16 protein-coding genes are annotated in these 13,671 nt (G+C 74.1%); 4 read left to right on the top strand and 12 right to left on the bottom strand.

Features of this window, described 5'->3' with window-relative positions:
- The first annotated feature begins 72 nt into the window (after positions 1 to 72).
- Positions 73 to 2,481, top strand: coding sequence for a bifunctional salicylyl-CoA 5-hydroxylase/oxidoreductase (locus B0I33_RS12005; RefSeq protein ID WP_106178691.1), 2,409 nt, complete (start codon positions 73 to 75; stop codon positions 2,479 to 2,481).
- A gap of 138 nt (positions 2,482 to 2,619) precedes the next feature.
- Positions 2,620 to 3,147 (top strand): hypothetical protein, encoded by a 528-nt coding sequence (locus tag B0I33_RS12000; RefSeq protein ID WP_106178690.1) that lies wholly within the window; start codon positions 2,620 to 2,622, stop codon positions 3,145 to 3,147.
- A 30-nt stretch (positions 3,148 to 3,177) separates the two neighbouring features.
- Here B0I33_RS12000 and B0I33_RS11995 read toward each other — a convergent pair whose 3' ends face one another.
- Complete coding sequence (locus B0I33_RS11995; protein WP_106178689.1) at positions 3,178 to 4,005, bottom strand: enoyl-CoA hydratase family protein; 828 nt, start codon at positions 4,003 to 4,005, stop codon at positions 3,178 to 3,180.
- The gene (locus B0I33_RS11990) at positions 4,005 to 4,919 is read right to left on the bottom strand and encodes an RNA polymerase sigma-70 factor (RefSeq protein WP_181193270.1); all 915 of its coding nucleotides are present in this window, start codon (positions 4,917 to 4,919) and stop codon (positions 4,005 to 4,007) included. Before B0I33_RS11990 ends, B0I33_RS11995 begins: the two co-directional genes overlap by 1 nt.
- Before the next feature lie 40 nt (positions 4,920 to 4,959).
- On the opposite strand from B0I33_RS11990, the gene B0I33_RS11985 reads away from it, so the two are divergent.
- Entirely contained in the window at positions 4,960 to 6,219 is a 1,260-nt protein-coding gene (locus tag B0I33_RS11985) for an NAD(P)/FAD-dependent oxidoreductase (protein ID WP_106178688.1), read from the top strand.
- Between the two features lie 87 nt (positions 6,220 to 6,306).
- On the opposite strand, the gene B0I33_RS11980 is transcribed toward B0I33_RS11985, so the two are convergent.
- Genes B0I33_RS11980 through B0I33_RS11960 form a run of 5 tightly spaced genes read right to left on the bottom strand, consistent with a single transcriptional unit; the run spans position 6,307 to position 10,245 of the window.
- Positions 6,307 to 6,573: an HPr family phosphocarrier protein gene (locus B0I33_RS11980; RefSeq protein ID WP_106178687.1), complete on the bottom strand. Its 267-nt coding sequence runs from the start codon at positions 6,571 to 6,573 to the stop codon at positions 6,307 to 6,309.
- A gap of 16 nt (positions 6,574 to 6,589) precedes the next feature.
- Positions 6,590 to 8,089 (bottom strand): PTS fructose transporter subunit IIC, encoded by a 1,500-nt coding sequence (locus B0I33_RS11975; RefSeq protein ID WP_106178686.1) that lies wholly within the window; start codon positions 8,087 to 8,089, stop codon positions 6,590 to 6,592.
- Positions 8,086 to 8,538: a PTS sugar transporter subunit IIA gene (locus B0I33_RS11970; protein ID WP_106178685.1), complete on the bottom strand. Its 453-nt coding sequence runs from the start codon at positions 8,536 to 8,538 to the stop codon at positions 8,086 to 8,088. The genes B0I33_RS11975 and B0I33_RS11970 overlap by 4 nt, the downstream gene beginning before the upstream one ends.
- A 1-nt stretch (position 8,539) precedes the next feature.
- Positions 8,540 to 9,487, bottom strand: coding sequence for a 1-phosphofructokinase (gene pfkB, locus B0I33_RS11965; protein WP_106178684.1), 948 nt, complete (start codon positions 9,485 to 9,487; stop codon positions 8,540 to 8,542).
- The gene (locus B0I33_RS11960) at positions 9,484 to 10,245 is read right to left on the bottom strand and encodes a DeoR/GlpR family DNA-binding transcription regulator (protein WP_106178683.1); all 762 of its coding nucleotides are present in this window, start codon (positions 10,243 to 10,245) and stop codon (positions 9,484 to 9,486) included. Before B0I33_RS11960 ends, pfkB begins: the two co-directional genes overlap by 4 nt.
- Before the next feature lie 140 nt (positions 10,246 to 10,385).
- On the opposite strand from B0I33_RS11960, the gene B0I33_RS11955 reads away from it, so the two are divergent.
- On the top strand, positions 10,386 to 11,408 hold the full coding sequence (locus B0I33_RS11955; protein WP_106178682.1) for an iron-containing redox enzyme family protein: 1,023 nt from the start codon (positions 10,386 to 10,388) through the stop codon (positions 11,406 to 11,408).
- A 52-nt stretch (positions 11,409 to 11,460) separates the two neighbouring features.
- Here B0I33_RS11955 and B0I33_RS11950 read toward each other — a convergent pair whose 3' ends face one another.
- The 5 genes from B0I33_RS11950 to B0I33_RS11930 form a co-directional block, all read right to left on the bottom strand.
- A complete protein-coding gene (locus tag B0I33_RS11950) occupies positions 11,461 to 11,676 on the bottom strand; it encodes a CDGSH iron-sulfur domain-containing protein (RefSeq protein ID WP_106178681.1) in 216 nt (71 codons plus the stop codon).
- Complete coding sequence (locus B0I33_RS11945; protein WP_106178921.1) at positions 11,648 to 12,304, bottom strand: HemK2/MTQ2 family protein methyltransferase; 657 nt, start codon at positions 12,302 to 12,304, stop codon at positions 11,648 to 11,650. The genes B0I33_RS11950 and B0I33_RS11945 overlap by 29 nt, the downstream gene beginning before the upstream one ends.
- A gap of 158 nt (positions 12,305 to 12,462) precedes the next feature.
- A complete protein-coding gene (locus B0I33_RS11940) occupies positions 12,463 to 12,726 on the bottom strand; it encodes a DUF4235 domain-containing protein (protein ID WP_106178680.1) in 264 nt (87 codons plus the stop codon).
- Positions 12,723 to 13,067 (bottom strand): DUF3618 domain-containing protein, encoded by a 345-nt coding sequence (locus B0I33_RS11935; RefSeq protein ID WP_106178679.1) that lies wholly within the window; start codon positions 13,065 to 13,067, stop codon positions 12,723 to 12,725. Before B0I33_RS11935 ends, B0I33_RS11940 begins: the two co-directional genes overlap by 4 nt.
- Positions 13,064 to 13,480 carry a phage holin family protein gene (locus B0I33_RS11930; protein WP_106178678.1) on the bottom strand — a complete coding sequence of 139 codons (417 nt, stop codon included), beginning with the start codon at positions 13,478 to 13,480 and terminating at the stop codon, positions 13,064 to 13,066. Before B0I33_RS11930 ends, B0I33_RS11935 begins: the two co-directional genes overlap by 4 nt.
- Positions 13,481 to 13,671 lie beyond the last annotated feature (191 nt).

Below are 13,671 nucleotides of genomic sequence, written 5' to 3'. Positions count from 1 at the left end.
ACCGTTATCCCGTCCAGTTGACGCTCGTCGCGAGAACGCCATAGCCTGGGTGAGCGGGAAGAGGTGAGCGACGTGCGGATCGCGGTTCTCGGCGGCGGGCCCGGCGGCCTGTACTTCGCCGCGCTGGCCCGGCAGCTCGGCCCCGGGCACGAGATCACCGTGTGGGAGCGCAACGCGCCGGACGACACGTTCGGCTTCGGTGTCGTGCTCTCCGACGAGACGCTCGGTGGCATCGAGCACGCCGACACCGAGATCTTCGCCGCCCTGCGGGCGGAGTTCGCCCGCTGGGACGACATCGACGTGCACTACCGGGGCACCACCGTCACCTCGGGCGGCCACGGCTTCGCCGCGATCAGCCGCAGGCGCCTGCTCGACATCCTGCGACGGCGCTGCCTCGCCCTCGGCGTCGGACTCCGCTTCCGCACGGAGGCTCCCGATCCGGCCGAGCTCGCCGCGACGCACGATCTGGTCGTCGCGGCCGACGGCGCCAACTCCGCGACCCGCGCCCGGTTCGCCGGGACCTTCCGGCCCAGCCTGGACACCCGGCAGTGCCGGTACATCTGGCTCGGCACCGATCTCGTCTTCGACGCGTTCACGTTCCACATCCTCGACACGCCGTCCGGGATCATGCAGATCCACGGCTACCCCTACAGCCGCGACCGGAGCACGTTCATCCTGGAGGCGCACGACGACGTGTGGCGGCGGGCGGGGTTCGCGGAGCTGGCGCCGGAGCGGCTCCCGCCCGGTCACAACGACGAAGCCTCGATCGAGCGGATCCGCGAGCTGTGCGCGGACGTGCTCGGCGACCACGCGGTGCTGGGCAACAACTCCCGCTGGCTGAACTTCGTCACCGTCCGCTGCGCCACCTGGCGGCACCGCAACGTGGTGCTGCTCGGCGACGCGGCGCACACCGCGCACTTCTCCATCGGCTCCGGTACCAAGCTGGCGATGGAGGACGCGCTGGCACTCGCCGCGTGCCTGCACGAGCACACCGGACAGAACACTGTGGACAGCGTCCGCGGTGCGGACGCCGTGGCGGCGGCACTGGCGGCCTACGAAGCCGAGCGCATGCCGGTGGTCGCGTCCACCCAGCGCGCGGCGCAGGCGAGCCTGGAGTGGTTCGAGAACATCGCGCAGTACACCACGCAGCATCCGCGCCAGTTCGCGTTCAACATCGTCACCCGTAGCCGCCGCGTGACGTACGAGAACCTGCGGTTGCGCGATCCCGAGTTCGTCGCCGAGGCCGACCGCTGGTTCGCCGGGGAGCAGCACGTCCCGGCCGAGCCGCGCCCGCCGATGTTCCAGCCGTTCCGGCTCGGCGAGCTGGAGCTGCCCAACCGCGTCGTCGTGTCCCCGATGGACATGTACTCCGCGCGCGGCGATGGTGTGCCCAACGACTTCCACCTCGTGCACCTCGGCGGCAAGGCGCTCGGCGGCGCGGGCCTGGTGATGACGGAGATGGTGTGCGTGTCCGAGCCGGGCCGGATCACCCCCGGCTGCACGGGGCTCTACACCGCCGAGCAGGAGGACGCGTGGCGGCGCGTGGTGGACTTCGTGCACGAGTTCACTTCCGCGCGCATCGGGGTCCAGTTGGGACACTCGGGGCGCAAGGGGTCCACCCGGCTCATGTGGGAGGGGATGGACGAGCCGCTGCCGGAGGGCAACTGGGCGGTGTGCGGGCCGTCGCCGATCCCCTACTCCCCCGCCGCGCAGGTTCCCCGGGAGCTCACCACCCGGGAGATGGCGGCGATCCGGGACGAGTTCGCCGCCTCGGCCCGCTCCGCCCACCGAGCGGGGTTCGACCTGCTGGAACTGCACTGCGCGCACGGCTACCTGTTGTCGTCGTTCCTCTCGCCACTCACCAACCGGCGCACCGACGCCTACGGCGGTTCGCTCGCCGCGCGGTTGCGCTACCCGCTGGAGGTGTTCGACGCCGTGCGGGAGGCGTGGCCACCGGAGAAGCCGATGACGGTGCGGATCTCGGCCACGGACTGGTGCGAGGGCGGCATCGACGCCGACGACGCGGTGGAGATCGCGCGCGCGTTCGCCGAGCACGGCGCCGCCGGGGTGGACGTGTCGACCGGCCAGGTGGTGCACGAGGAGCGGCCCGCGTTCGGCCGCAGCTACCAGACGCCGTTCGCCGACCGCATCCGCAACGAGATCGGCCGGAAGTACGGGGTCGCGGTGATCGCGGTCGGCGCGATCTCCTCCTACGACGACGTGAACTCGATCATCCTGGCCGGACGCGCCGACCTGTGCGCGCTGGGCCGCACCCATCTCTACGATCCCCAGTGGACGCTGCACGCGGCCGCGGAGCAGGACTACGCCGGTCCCGGCGTGACGTGGCCGGTGCAGTTCGCGGCGGGCAGCCGCAAGCCGCAGGGCGGGCGCACCGCCGAGCCCCGGCCGCGGCTGGAGCTGATCCGCGAGGGCGCACCCCGCACCGCGCACGCACGGTGGCATCCGCGAAACACTGGGTAGCCGCGTTACCCCGAAAGATGAAGATCGTTACACACGGTTTCCCACTTTTCGAGAGAACCACCCAGTAATCGCCCCACCGGGTGGTGCTTTACGGTAGAAAGGCGCCGCTGCTGCTGTCCGAGCACGAAGGGGTCCCGGGTGTACGACGACGTGTCGGTGACCAGGCTCTCCGACGACGACTGGGATGACCGGCTCCCGCCGGATCCCCGGTCACGCGTGCGCGTGCTGGCGGTCATGGGCGCCGTCGTGGTCGGGTGCGGCGTCGCGGCCTTCCTCGTGCAGACGCTGCCGGAGGACGACCGCCGGGTGCAGGAACCCGACGAGGTCCGGGTCATCACCTTCCCCGACCGGACCGCCGACGGCGGCGTGGACGTCACCGTGACCTCGGTGCTGGACGCCACGGTGGCGACGACGACCACGGGCGCGGTCACGACCACAGAGGACTCCGAGACCTCCAGCGAGACCCCGACGACGACGTCCACGAGCGAGTCCCCGACCACCACGTCGACGCCGTCGGAACCGTCCGCACCGAGCTCGCCCACCCGTGAGCCGTCCCGGCCGACGTCCCGCACCACGACCACGACCACCACCACGACGACCCCGCCGCCACCACCACCGCCCCCGCCGGACGACGATGACGACGACTGCTGGTTCCTCTGCTGGTGACCCCGCGAGTCCCCCGCCCAGCACCGCGGGTCAGCGGCCCTGCCAGCGGGGCTCGCGCTTGCCGGTGAACGCGGCGTGGAACTCGGCGTAGTCCTCACCGGTCATCAGCAGCGCCTGCGTCATCGCCTCCAGCTCGATGGCGCCGGACAGGCTCATGTCCTGCTCGCGGGTCAGCAGCGCCTTCGTCTGCGCGTAGGCGTGCGCGGGCCCGGTCGCCAGCCTGCGGGCGAGCGCGTCCACCGCGCCGTCCAGCTCGCCGTCCTCGACGAGGGTGCTGACCAGCCCGATCCGCTCGGCCTCCTCGGCGCCGACCGGGTCGCCGAGCATCAGCAGCTGGGTCGCCCTGCCGAGCCCGACCAGCCGCGGCAGCAGGTACGCCGCGCCCATGTCCCCGCCGGAGAGGCCGACCTTGGTGAACAGGAACGCGAAACGGGCCGCGGGAGTGGCCACGCGGAAGTCCGCCGCCAGCGCGAGGACCGCACCCGCTCCCGCCGCCATGCCCTGCAGGCCGGCGATCACGGGAACCGGGCACTCGCGCATCGCCCGCACCACCTCACCGGTCATGCGCGTGAACTCCAGCAGCTCCCGCTGGCCCAGGCGCAGGGTCTCCCCGATGATCTCGTCGACGTCCCCGCCGGAGCAGAAGGCCCGGCCCGCGCCGCGCAGCACGAGCACGCGCACGTCGCCGCGGTGCGGCAGCTCGGCGAGCAGGTCGCGCAGGTCCGCGTAGGTGTCGAAGGTCAGCGCGTTGAGCCGGTCCGGCCGGTCGAGCGTGACCGTGGCGACTCCGTCGGCGCAGGAGAACCGGAAGTTCCGCCAGTCCCCGGTGAGCGGGGCCGATCCACGAAACGGGCTCATCAGCGCAGGCTAGCAGCCGAGAGCTGGCCGGCCAGGTACGCGATCTTGTCCGGGTTGTTGATCGCGCGCACGGTACGGACCAGCCCGCCGGCCACCTCCAGCACGACCACCACCAGCAGCGTGCCGTCGACGAACGCGGCCAGCGCCGGTTCGCCGTTGACCTCCGTCACCACGACCCGCAGACCCGGATAGTCGCGGCTGGTCCAGCCGGCAAGGTAGCGCGCCACCCGCTGCGCGCCGAACACCGGGCGCCGGGCGGCCGGGGTCCGCCCTCCGCCGTCGGCCCACGACACCACGTCGTCGGCGAGCAGGCTCTCCAGCGCGGCGAGGTCACCACCGCGCGCGGCCGCCAGGAACCGCCGCGCGACCCGCCTGCCCTCCTCGGGCGCGGCGGCGAAGCGGGGCCGGTCGTCGGCGAGCCGCAGCCGCGCCCGCCGGTACAGCTGCTGGCTGGCCGACTCGGTGAGGTCGAGGATGTCCGCGATCTCGCGGTGGCCGTACTCGAACGCCTCCCGCAGCACGAACACGGCGCGTTCCGGCGGGGTGAGCCGTTCCAGCAGCAACAGGAAGGCCAGCGAGACGGTGTCGTGCCGCTCGGCCGTGGCGAGCGGGCCCTCCGCGTCGGGGCCGGTGGCGACGGGCTCCGGCAGCCACGGCCCGACATAGCTCTCGCGCCGGGCGCGGGCGGAGGTGAGCCGGGTCAGGCAGAGGTTGGTGAGCACCTTGGTCAGCCACGCGGCGGGCTCCCGCACGGCGGACCGGTCGGCGGAGTGCCAGCGCAGGAACGTGTCCTGGACGGCGTCCTCCGCCTCGCTCGCGGAACCGAGCAGGCGGTACGCGACCGCGAACAGCCGCGGACGCTGGGCCTCGAACTCCCGCAGCTCCTCCGGCGCGATCGGCACGAACCCGAGCATACGGACGTGGCGCTTGCCGTGGCACCGGACGGCGCGCAGCATGGCGGCCGTGACTCGTGCGAACCGGCCGCCGCGGAGTGTGCTCGTCGTCGGGGCGGGCCTCGTCGGACTGTGCACGGCGTGGCACCTGCGGGCTCGCGGCGTCGAGGTGACCGTGCTCGACCGGCACCGCGCCGGAACGGGCGCCTCGTGGGGCAACGCGGGCTGGCTGTCCCCCGCGTTCGCCGTGCCGCTGCCGGAGCCCGCCACCGTCCGCGCCGGGCTGAAGGGCTTCGCCTCTCCCTCGGCCCCGCTGTACGTGCCCGCCCGGCCGGACCCGAGGCTCGCCCGGTTCCTGGCCACGTTCGCCCTGCGCAGCACGCACCGGCGGTGGCGAGCGGCGATGGCCGCGCTCGTGCCGCTGAACCTGCGGGCGCTGGCCGAGCACGACGCGCTCGCGGCCGAGACCGGAGCGGTGAGCCTGCCGATGGAGCCGTGCCTCGTGGCCGCGGGCAGCGAGGCCCAGCGGGAGGCGGTGGTGACCGAGCTGGAGCACGTGCGCGCCGCGGGGCAGCCGGTCGACGTCGCCCCGGTGGACGGGCGGCGGGTGCGGGAGCTGTGGCCGTCGCTGAGCGAGCGGATCGCCTGCGGGCTGGCGGTGCACGGCCAGCGCTACGTCGACCCGGGCGGGTACGTGACCGCGGTGGCGGACGCGGCCCGGCGCGCGGGCGTGCGGATCGAGGAGGGCACGGAGGTCACGGCGGTACGCGAGCGCGGCGACGGGGTCCGGGTCCACGCGGGAGGCGCCGAGTTCGGGGCCGACGCGGTGGTGCTGGCCAGTGGCGCGCTGCTGAACCGCCTGGCGCGGCCGTTCGGGGTGCGCAGGCTGGTGCAGGCGGGACGGGGCTACAGCTTCAGCGTGGTGCCCGAGCGGATGCCGCCGGGCCCGGTGTACTTCCCGGCGCGGAAGGTGGTGTGCACGCCGCTGGGCGACCGGCTGCGGGTGGCGGGGATGATGGAGTTCCGGTCCGCCGACGCGCCACTCGACCCGCGGCGGGTCGCGAGCATCGTCGCGGCCGTGCGGCCGCTCGTGGCCGGTGTCGACTGGGCGGCGCGGACCGACGAGTGGGTCGGGGCCCGCCCGGTGACCAGCGACGGGCTGCCACTGATCGGCCCGACGCTGTCCCCTCGGGTGTTCGTGGCCGGAGGGCACGGCATGTGGGGTGTCACGCACGGCCCGGTGACCGGCAGGCTGCTCGCCGACACGATCGTCACCGGCACCCCCGCCCCCGAACTGGCCGCCCTCCACCCCCTGCGCTGACCCCCACCGGCCCCGCGGCAGTGAAGGCCACCTTCACTGCGCTGGACGCAGTGAAGGTGGCCTTCACTGTTCTCCCGGGCGGGCGGGTCAGGCGTCGTGGTCGGTGGCGAGGACGTCGGCGAGGGCGTCGAGTGCCTGGCCGGCCTGCGGGCCCTCGGCACGCAGCACGACCTCCTCGCCGGCCTTGGCGGCCAGCCCGATCACGGACAGGATGCTGCGCGCGTCGACGGGGTCGGACCCGTCCTTGCCGATGGTGACCGGCACCGGCTGCGCGGCGGCGGCCTTGACGAACAGCGCCGCGGGGCGGGCGTGCAGGCCGACGCTGTAGGCGACGACGACTCGGCGTTCGATCATGACGGGCTCCTCGGGGTCAGACGGTCACCGGCTGCCCGGCCGGCGTGGTGGACGTCGTGGTCTCGGCGGCACGCGGCCTGCCGACGCTCTTGGCGACGAGCACGCACGCGCACGTCACGACCGCCCCGATCGCGACCGCCAGCAGGTACAGCAGCGGGTGGCCGATGAGTCCGACGACCCAGATGCCGCCGTGCGGGGCGGGCGAGGTGGCGGCGAAGACCACGGACAGCGCGCCGGTGGTGGCGCTGCCGACCATGAGCGAGGGGATGATGCGGAACGGGTCGGCCGCCGCGAACGGGATGGCGCCCTCGGTGATGAACGACGCGCCGAGCAGCCAGGCCGCCTTGCCCGCGTCCCGCTCCGACTTCGTGAACAGGCGCCTGCGCAGGACGGTGGCGAGCGCCAGGCCCAGTGGCGGCGTCATGCCCGCCGCCATCACCGCCGCCATGATGACCGTGTCACCGCTGGCGAGCGCCGCGAGGCCGAACGTGTAGGCGACCTTGTTGACCGGCCCGCCCATGTCGAAGGCCATCATGAGCCCGAGCAGGGCGCCGAGCAGCCACGCGGTGCCACCGGAGAGGCCGGACAGCCAGCCGGTCAGCGCGCCCTGCGCGGCGGCGATCGGCTCGCCGACGACCACGACCATGAGCACGCCCACGACGAGCGTGGCGAGCAGCGGGATCACGACGACCGGCATGACGCCCGCGACGCCGCGCGGCACCGGCACGCGCTTGAGCCCGAGCACGACCGCGCCGGCGAGCAGACCCGAGACCAGGCCGCCGAGGAACCCGGCGCCGATGGCGGAGGCGAGCAGGCCGCCCACCACGCCGGGCGCGATGCCCGGCCGGTCGGCCATCCCGAAAGCGATGAAGCCGGACAGGATCGGCACCAGCATCTCGAACGCCGTCGTGCCGATCTTGAACAGCACCCCGGCGATCCCGGCCTGCGCGAGCAGGTCGGACGGGTCGCTGATGCCCTCGTAGGTCACGCCGCCGAACTCGCCGCCGTTCACCACCGCGGCGATCTCCGCGCCGCCGAGGAGGAACGCGACGGCGATGAGGATGCCGCCCGCGGCCACGAACGGGATCATGTAGCTCACGCCGGTCATCAGCCACTGGCGCAGCCGGGTGCCCGCTCCCGCCCCGGCCTCGACCTTGGTCGCCAGCTCGGGACCCGCGCCCGGCGCGGGGTCCGCGGCGGCACCGGCGCCCCGCTCCGCCGCCGCCTCGGCCTCGGCGATCAGCCGGGCGCCGTCGTTGATGGCGGCCTTGACGCCGCCGGTGACCAGCGGTTTGCCCGCGAACCGCGCGCGGTCGCGCACGTCGACGTCGGCGGCGAACACCACCGCGTCGGCCTCGGCGATCTGCCGCGCGGTGAGCGGGGTGGAGCCCGCGGCACCCTGGGTCTCGACCGCGATCTCGTGCCCGGCGGCCTTGGCGGCCTGCTCCAGCGACTCGGCGGCCATGTAGGTGTGCGCGATGCCCGTGGGGCAGGACGTGACGGCGACGAACCTCATTGTCCGAGCACCTCCTTGCGAACGAGCTCGACGACCGCGTCCGCGTCGGGCGCGGCGTGGAGCGACTGGCGGAACGACTCGTGCACGAGGCGCCGGGCGAGCGAGCCGAGGATGGTCATGTGCTCGTCGCCGCCTCCCTCGGGCGCGGCGATGAGGAAGATCAGGTGGGCGGGGCCGTCCGCGGCGCCGAAGTCCACTCCGGACTCGCTGCGCCCGAACGCCAGCGTGGGTTCCGTGACGTGGGCGGAGCGGGCGTGCGGGATGCCGATACCGCCTTCGAGCCCGGTGGGCATCTGCTCCTCGCGCTTGCGCAGGTCCGCGAGGAAGCCGTCGAGGTCGGTGACGCGGCCCGCGGCGGCGAGCCGCCCGGCGAGGTCCGCGGTGACCTCCTCGCGCCCGGTGCCGGCGAGGTCGAGGTCGACCAGGTCGGTGGTGATCAGTTCGGCCATGTCAGCGGCCCTCCTCGAGTACACGGTCGGCGTCGACCGCGGGATGGATGACGACGTCGATGCGGTCGATGTCCGCGGGCGCGGGCATCCGGCTGCCGGGCAGCCCGGTGGCGGCGGCGCCCCAGGCGAGCGCCGTCGCCAGCGCCTCCCGGCCGGTGCCCCCGGCGGCGAGGAACCCGGCGAGCAGCGCGTCGCCCGCGCCCACGCTGCTCAGGGCGGCCGCGACCGGCGCCTCGCCGTGCACCGCGCCGTGCTCGTCGACGAGCACCGCGCCGTCGGCGCCGAGGCTGGCCAGCACGGCCCGCGCTCCCCTGTCCCGCAGCAGCCGCGCCGCCCGCACGGCGGCGCCGAGTGTCGGCACGGCCGTCCCGGCGCAGGCGGCGAGCTCCTCGCGGTTCGGCTTGACCAGGTCGGGGCCCGCGGGCAGGCAGTGTTCGAGCGCGGCGTCCGACGAGTCGACGGCCACCCGCACCCCGGCGTCGTGGGCGAGCCGGACCAGCCGCGCGTAGGTGTCGGCGGGGGCCCGGGGCGGCAGGCTGCCGCAGCCGGCCACCCACTCGGTGCCCTCGCCGCACGCGCCGCGCACGGCACCCAGCAGCGCCTCGATGTCGGTCTCGCCGCAGCCGGGCCCCGGCAGGTTCAGCTTGGTGACCGTGCCGTCGGGTTCGGCCAGGGTGAGGTTGGTCCTCGTGTCGCCCGCGACCCGGACCTCCCGCACGCTGACCCCCTGGGCGTCGAGCAGGTCGGTGAGCCGCCCGCCCTCGACGCCTCCGGTGAACAGCACGGCCGTGGTCTTCCGCCCGTGCGCGGCGAGCGCGCGCGAGACGTTGACGCCCTTGCCGCCCGGCTCCACGTGCGAGCGCAGCGCGCGCAGCACCTCGCCCCGGCGCAGGGCGTCCACCTCGACCGTGTGATCGAGGCTCGGGTTCGGCGTCATGGTGACGATCACGCGCGCACCACCTTCGGCCCGGCCGCCGCGAGCCGGTCGGCGAGGTCCTGGTCGAGCCCGGTGTCGGTGACGATGGAGTCCACTTCGGACAGCGAGCCGAACCGGGCGAGGCAGTCGTTGCCCGCCTTGGTGTGGTCCGCGAGCACGACGACCCGCTTGGCGGCGCGGATCATGGCGCGCTTGACCGCGGCCTCGCCGGTGTCCGGTGTGGTCAGTCCCCGTTCGGCGGACATCCCGTTGGTGCCGAGGAAAGCGACGTCGACGAGGGTGTCGGCGAGGGCCCGCAGCGTCCAGTCCTCGACGGCGGCCATGGTGCGGCCGCGGACCCGGCCGCCGAGCAGCAGCACGGTCACCTGCGGGCGGACGGCGAGGGTGGGCACGAGCGTCACCGCGTTGGTGACGACGGTCAGCTCCCGGTCGTGCGGGAGGATCTCCGCGAGCCGGGCGGTGGTCGTGCCCGCGTCGAGCAGGATCGAGCCCTCCCGGGGCACCTCGGCCAGTGCGGCCTTGGCGATGCGCTCCTTCTCCGCCGTGAGGACCGCGTCGCGATCGGCCAGACCCGGTTCGAAGCCGAGCCGCTCGACCGGGATCGCGCCCCCGTGCACCCGGCGCAGCAGGCCCTGCCGTTCGAGGACGGTGAGGTCCCGCCGGATCGTCTCGGTGGTGACGTCGAAGTCGGCCGCGAGCTCGGCGACGTCGGCCCGCCCTTCGGCGCGGGCGCGCTCGACGATCCGCTGTTGCCGCTCCTGTGCGTACATGTGGCTTCCTTGCCGTTTCACTTGGGTTCATTTGGTTATAGGTGGCTTTGTTTGGGATGTCAACCCCGACCGTGTACTCCCGGGACCAGCCGGGTAATCCCGCGGCGCCCGATCCCGTACCCGACCCGTCAGGAGAACCGATGGCCGCACCGGTGGCCACGAGCGAGGCCACGCCCGACGTCGCACCGCTCCCCCTGCCGCGCGGGCCACTGTCCGCGTCGATCGTCACCGCGCTGGCGGGCACGCCAGGGCAGCAGGGCGGGCTGCCCGTCGACGCGAGCGCCGCGGAGCCGTACGGCGACGACCTCCAGCTCGCCCTGCAGGTCTGCTACGAACTGCACTACCAGGGGTTCGCCGGGGTCGACCCGGACTGGGAGTGGCACCCGGAGCTGCTGCGGGCCAGGGCGGTGCTGGAGCGGCGGTTCCTCGGCGCGTTGCGCGCGGACACGGCGGGCGGCGCCGACGTCACGGCCACGCTCGACACGCTGCTCACCGAACCCGTCGACGACAGCGGCGGGCTGACCGGCTGGCTGGCCGCCGAAGGCACGTGGGAGCAGCTGCGGGAGTACCTGGCGCTGCGCTCGATCTACCACCTCAAGGAGGCCGACCCGCACGCGTTCGCCATCCCCCGCCTGCGCGGGCAGGCGAAGGCCGCGCTGGTCGCCGTCGAGTTCGACGAGTTCGGCGGCGGGCACGCCGAGCGGATGCACTCGCGGCTCTACGCCGACCTGCTCACCGGAGCCGGGCTCAACCCGTCGTACCTCGGCTACCTGGAGCACGTGCCCGCGCACGCCTTCGCGACGGTGAACCTCATGTCGATGCTGGGCCTGCACCGCTCGCTGCGCGGCGGGCTCGTCGGGCATTTCGCGGCCGCCGAGATCACCACCGCCCCGAGCGCGCAGCGCATGGTGCGCGCGCTGCGGCGGCTCGGCGCCGACGAGTCGTGCGTGCTGTTCTTCAGCGAGCACGTGGAGGCCGATGCCGTGCACGAGCAGGTGCTGCGCCGCGAGGTGATCGGCGACCTGCTCGACCGGGAGCCCGAGCTGGCGGCCGACATCGTGTTCGGCATCCAGGCCACCGAGCTGCTCGAGGACCGGCTGGCCGCCCACGTGCTCGGCTGGTGGCGGCGCGGCGAGTCCGCCCTGCGCCAGCCCCTCACCTGAGCGCCCGCAGTGAAGGCCACCTTCAGTGCGTTCAGCGCACTGAAGGTGGCCTTCACTGCGGGCGGCGGGTGCGGCGGCGGTGGCTCGTGTCGCAGAACGGGTAGGTGCGGCTGCGGCGGCACGCGCACAGCGCGACCCGGAACCGGTCGGACGTCACGGTGCCGCCGTCGGGCAGCTCGATCTCGACCGGGCCGTCGACGAGCACGGGACCGCCGGGCACGATCGTCACCCGGCGGGGCTCACGATCCCGGTTCGGTGCGGTCGGCACGGATCACCACCAGTTCCTCGTCGCGACGGCCCGGCTCGATCAGGCCGCGATCCTCCAGGTACGCCGCCCTGCGGCGCAGCACCGGGCCGAACGGCTGCCGGGCGCGGGCCACGACCGACGTCTTCAGCCCCGCCTCCCTGAGCCGGTCCAGCGTGGGGTCGACGCCGCTGATCGCGGACTGCACCAGCAGCAGGAAGCCGCGCTCGGCGAGCAGCGCGGGAGCGGCGGCGCACAGCGGGCCGAGCACGGACCTGCCGTCCCGGCCCGCGTCCCAGCGGGCCGCCGGGCCGTCGCCCGCACCCGGGTACGGCACGTACGGCGGGTTGGCGAGCACGACGTCGAACGGGCCGCCGGCGACGCCGTTCCGCAGGTCACCCCTGCGCACCCGCAGCGGCAGGCCGCGGAGACGGCCGTTCAGCCAGGTCACGAGCAGCGCCCTGCGCGACACGTCGAGCGCCGTGACCGTCCCCGCACCCGCCCGCGCCGCCGCGATGGCCACCGCGCCGGTTCCGGTGCACACGTCGAGGACCCGCGCTCCGGCGGGCACGGCGGCGGTCGCCACCGCCTCCGCGAGCAGTCGCGTGTCCTCCTGCGGCCGGTAGACGCCCGGCGCACTCAACACCCACACCTCGTACCGGTTCCTCTCCGGACAGACGTCCCCCAAGGCCACCTTGGTGGCTGGAATCGAGCACCGTGACGCGGAGCGTCTCCGTCTGGGTGGTGGTGGGAGACGGGTGGGCGCCACCAAGGTGGCCTTGGGGGACAGTCGAAAAACAGGTGGCTCGGTCAGTCGTCGCCGGGCCAGTCACCGGTGGCGCGCTCGTAGCCCGCGGCGCCGGCGCGGTCCACGGCGGCCTTGACCGCCCCGTAGATCGCGCCCTGCACGGCGGCCGCCACCAGGATCTCGCGCCAGCCGTAGTCCCGGTCGGTGGCCTTGGGCGCGTCCTCCTCGCCGGTCGCCTTCCGCCAGACCCGCTTGAACATCGCGCTCGCGAGCAGGCCGCCCGCGATGCCCGCGAGCGTGCTCAACGGCCGGTACAGCACCTTCACCGCTGCTTCCTCCTCCGCAACACCAGGCGCAGCACGATCACGGTCGCCACGACGGCGCCGAGCACCGCCGCCGGGTTGCGGTTCACCGTCTCGACGGCCTGCTCAACCCGGTGGGCGGCCTCGGGCGGCAGCGACTCCCGCGCCTTCTGCACGGCCTGGTCGGACCGCTGCTGCAGCTGCTCCCGCGCGCGGGCGGGCACGTTCGCCTTCTCCGCCAGCGCCTCGACCGTGTCGCCCAGCTCCTGCCGGGTCAGTTCGATGTCCGTGCGGGCCTGCTCGGCGTCCCGGGGGAACTCCCGCTCGGTGCCGCTCTCGGTCCGCTGTTCCTCGGGGATGTTCATCGGCGCACCCTCTCCCTGACCGACTCGACGTCACGCTGCACGCTCTCGGCGGCCTCCTGCGGCACCGGCGGCACACCCTGCTGGACCTGGCTCTTGCCCACGATCCCGAGAAGCCCGGCCACCAGCAGCAGCCCGCCGCCGACGATGAGGCCCGCGGCCCAGCCGGGCAGCACGAGCGCGATCGCCATGATCGCCGCGGCGACCAGCGCACCGGCGGCGAGCAACGCCGTCACCCCGGCGGCACCGGCGAGCCCCGCTCCGAGGCCGACCCGCTTGCCCTTGCGCTGCACCTCGCTGACAGCGAGCCGCATCTCGTCGCGGACGAGCCTGCTGACCTGCTCCGACATGTCGTTGACGAGCTGAGAAACCGAGCGGTCCTCCAGCGCGACATCGCGACGTTCCTCGTACACCATGACTACCTCCGTTCGTCGGGGTGACCGGCGCTGGAAGTGCTTCTCCTTACGGCCGTCGGATTTCCCCCGCCCCCCGCGCGCAAACATGCCCGGGCCGCCCGCGGCGCCATGCGCTCCGCAAACGTCGTCCGGCACCGCCGCGTGCCGGCCCGAGACCGAAGCGGTAGCCGACCGTGACCCCGATCGGGTGT

Origin of the sequence: Prauserella shujinwangii (assembly GCF_003001955.1) — a bacterium.
GTDB lineage: Bacteria > Actinomycetota > Actinomycetes > Mycobacteriales > Pseudonocardiaceae > Qaidamihabitans > Qaidamihabitans shujinwangii.
Note: the sequence above shows the minus strand (reverse complement) of the source record. Positions and strands in the feature narration are given on the sequence as shown.